At 55.7% G+C, this 3,216-nt stretch carries 1 protein-coding gene, 2 tRNA genes and 2 rRNA genes (1 of these 5 running past the window's edge); all 5 read left to right on the top strand.

Annotated features, from left to right (window positions below; genetic code table 11):
* Positions 1-337 (top strand): GvpL/GvpF family gas vesicle protein (locus tag AC0QHF_RS04505; RefSeq protein ID WP_324702988.1); only part of this gene is annotated, 337 nt, incomplete at its 5' end.
* Between the two features lie 497 nt (positions 338-834).
* A 16S ribosomal RNA gene (locus tag AC0QHF_RS04500) occupies positions 835-2,323 on the top strand.
* Positions 2,324-2,439: 116 nt separating this feature from the next.
* A tRNA-Ile gene (locus AC0QHF_RS04495) sits at positions 2,440-2,513 on the top strand.
* A gap of 15 nt (positions 2,514-2,528) precedes the next feature.
* Positions 2,529-2,601 (top strand) — tRNA-Ala (locus AC0QHF_RS04490).
* Between the two features lie 204 nt (positions 2,602-2,805).
* Positions 2,806-3,216: ribosomal RNA gene (locus AC0QHF_RS04485) — 23S ribosomal RNA — on the top strand (it continues 2,470 nt past the right edge of the window).
* The 16S and 23S rRNA genes sit together here with 2 tRNA genes alongside, the layout of an rRNA operon.

The raw sequence follows: 3,216 nt of genomic DNA, 5'->3' as shown, positions 1-3,216 counted from the left end.
GGGAGTTCCCCGAGACTACGTTCGGCCGGAGCCACCGACGGAACCGGAGCCGAGCCAAGGGCGGGCCTACTTTTTGGAAAAAAAGCGCCGCCACCAACAGCAACTCGACTACCAACGGCAACAAACCCGGGAGTGGCAACAATTTCTCGATGCGATCGGCCACACCTACCCCAACTGGGTGAGAGTCCCACCCCAAGCTGGGACGGAACGCATTTACATACTCATCCCCCGCGAGAGGGAATCGACCCTGATCGAGTGGTGGCATCAACAGCAACAGAATATGAGTGCCTGGGAGCTCAATCTCAGCCCGGCGCTGCCCCCCTACCATTTCTTATAAGTTGTTGGGCTTAGATCCTTCCCGAGTCCCCCACCCTTACCCCCGGATATATATATGCTGCGATCGCCCCCGAGTCCCCGGCCCAACTGACCCCGTCCGACTCGCCCCGTCCCCGGAGTCCCATTTCAGTCTTCCGGGGGGCGTCCACTCCGTGGAAGGAGACATCATCCCCCAAAAGTCAAAAAAAAATTTCGAGGCGAAACCCCTGTTGGGAGGGCGTTGCGGCTGTCGCCCGCAAAAAAAATCAAAAATTTTCCCAAAAAGTGTTGACAATCCCATAGGGTTCGGCTACATTGGTAAATGCGCTCGACGGAGAGGCAACGAACCGGACAGCGCCCGAACCTAGACAAATCAATAGTTTGAAAGCTTAATGACCACCCCGGGTCAACAAAATTAAGAGTCGCTTTCAGCTCGCTGAGAGATGACTCGATTCTAAGCCAGGAGTTCGGAAAAAGCAAGCCGAACTCATCGCTCAAAAGGTGGACTTTCGAGTTCACACCACGGAGAGTTTGATCCTGGCTCAGGATGAACGCTGGCGGTCTGCTTAACACATGCAAGTCGAACGGGCTCTTCGGAGCTAGTGGCGGACGGGTGAGTAACGCGTGAGAATCTGCCTCCAGGACGGGGACAACAGAGGGAAACTTCTGCTAATCCCGGATGAGCCGCAAGGTGAAACGATTAATCGCCTGGAGATGAGCTCGCGTCTGATTAGCTAGTTGGGGGGGTAAAAGCCCACCAAGGCGACGATCAGTAGCTGGTCTGAGAGGACGATCAGCCACACTGGGACTGAGACACGGCCCAGACTCCTACGGGAGGCAGCAGTGGGGAATTTTCCGCAATGGGCGCAAGCCTGACGGAGCAAGACCGCGTGGGGGAGGAAGGCTCTTGGGTTGTAAACCCCTTTTCTCAAGGAAGAAGTTCTGACGGTACTTGAGGAATCAGCCTCGGCTAACTCCGTGCCAGCAGCCGCGGTAATACGGAGGAGGCAAGCGTTATCCGGAATGATTGGGCGTAAAGCGTCCGCAGGTGGCCGTTCAAGTCTGCTGTCAAAACCAGGGGCTCAACTCCTGACCGGCAGTGGAAACTGAACAGCTAGAGTGCGGTAGGGGCAGAGGGAATTCCCGGTGTAGCGGTGAAATGCGTAGAGATCGGGAAGAACACCGGTGGCGAAAGCGCTCTGCTGGGCCGCAACTGACACTCAGGGACGAAAGCTAGGGGAGCGAATGGGATTAGATACCCCAGTAGTCCTAGCCGTAAACGATGGAGACTAGGTGTTGCCTGTATCGACCCGGGCAGTGCCGAAGCTAACGCGTTAAGTCTCCCGCCTGGGGAGTACGCACGCAAGTGTGAAACTCAAAGGAATTGACGGGGGCCCGCACAAGCGGTGGAGTATGTGGTTTAATTCGATGCAACGCGAAGAACCTTACCAGGGCTTGACATGTCCGGAACCCCGGGGAAACTCGGGGGTGCCTTCGGGAGCCGGAACACAGGTGGTGCATGGCTGTCGTCAGCTCGTGTCGTGAGATGTTGGGTTAAGTCCCGCAACGAGCGCAACCCTCGTCCTTAGTTGCCAGCATTAAGTTGGGCACTTTAGGGAGACTGCCGGTGACAAACCGGAGGAAGGTGGGGATGACGTCAAGTCATCATGCCCCTTACGTCCTGGGCGACACACGTACTACAATGGGGAAGACAAAGGGTAGCCAAGACGCGAGTCCGAGCCAATCCCAGAAACTTCTCCTCAGTTCAGATTGCAGGCTGCAACTCGCCTGCATGAAGGAGGAATCGCTAGTAATCGCAGGTCAGCATACTGCGGTGAATCCGTTCCCGGGCCTTGTACACACCGCCCGTCACACCATGGAAGTTAGCCATGCCCGAAGTCATTACTCTAACCGTTCGCGGAGGAGGGTGCCGAAGGCAGGGCTGATGACTGGGGTGAAGTCGTAACAAGGTAGCCGTACCGGAAGGTGTGGCTGGATCACCTCCTTTTTAGGGAGACCCACTTCGAGAATCGCGCTATCACTTAAAGCCGAATCTTGAGGTCATCCTCAGGTCGGACGGGGGACGGTCAAAGAGCTTTCAAACTATGATCGGGTTCGGAACATGGGCTATTAGCTCAGGTGGTTAGAGCGCACCCCTGATAAGGGTGAGGTCCCTGGTTCAAGTCCAGGATGGCCCACCTCAGCCGAGGACTGGGGGTATAGCTCAGTTGGTAGAGCGCTGCCTTTGCACGGCAGAAGTCAGCGGTTCGAGTCCGCTTACCTCCACTCTCCCAATCGTCAATGAGATGAACAGGAGAAACAGTGGAGAGCGTCAACTGCCAAAAAACGAACGGTGCAGCTCCTCAATCGTGGAATTCACTTCCCGAGTCAGGAAGCTGGACATCAGTTCCAGCCAGAACCTTGAAAACTGCATAGAGAAAAGTCATAGGTGTAGGGAAAACGTCGAAAAAGACAGTCCCAAAAAGTAGTGGTCAAGCTACAAAGGGCTAACGGTGGATCCCTAGGCACACAGAGGCGAAGAAGGACGTGGCGACCCACGAAAGGCTTCGGGGAGCTGGAAGCAAGCATTGAGCCGAAGATATCCGAATGGGGCAACCCAACAACGGCTGGCTGAATCCATAGGCCAGTTCGAGCGAACCCGGTGAACTGAAACATCTTAGTAGCCGGAGGAAGAGAAAGCAAAAGCGATTTCCTCAGTAGCGGTGAGCGAACGGGAAACAGCCTAAACCCATCGGTTTACCGGTGGGGGTAGTGGGACGGCCATCAGAGACCGGAACGGCTAAACGAAGCAGTTGAAAACTGCACCAGAGAAGGTGAAAGTCCTGTAGTTGAAAGCCCGAACGGCTCGGCCGCATCCCGAGTAGCACGGAGCCCGTGAAA

It is taken from the genome of Lyngbya sp. CCY1209 (assembly GCF_055795065.1).
The sequence above is the reverse complement of the archived record's forward strand: the minus strand, read 5'-3'. Positions and strand labels throughout refer to the sequence as shown.